This window comes from Pseudoduganella ginsengisoli (assembly GCF_009720865.1).
Taxonomy (GTDB): Bacteria; Pseudomonadota; Gammaproteobacteria; order Burkholderiales; family Burkholderiaceae_D; genus Rugamonas; species Rugamonas ginsengisoli.
The window spans coordinates 1-269 of the sequence record NZ_WNLA01000106.1; the positions used below are offsets into that span (position 1 = coordinate 1).

The window sequence follows — 269 nt, forward strand, 5'->3', positions numbered from 1 at the left end:
ACAGTCTTACAAAACCGCCTGCGCACGCTTTACGCCCAGTAATTCCGATTAACGCTTGCACCCTACGTATTACCGCGGCTGCTGGCACGTAGTTAGCCGGTGCTTATTCTTCAGGTACCGTCATTAATCCCCTGTATTAGAGAGGATCGTTTCTTCCCTGACAAAAGAGCTTTACAACCCGAAGGCCTTCTTCACTCACGCGGCATTGCTGGATCAGGGTTGCCCCCATTGTCCAAAATTCCCCACTGCTGCCTCCCGTAGGAGTCTGG

Annotated in this window: 1 rRNA gene; it reads right to left on the reverse strand. The window is 52.4% G+C overall.

Going from position 1 to position 269, the window contains the following annotated elements:
* A 16S ribosomal RNA gene (locus tag GM668_RS30385) occupies positions 1-269 on the reverse strand; the annotation flags it as partial.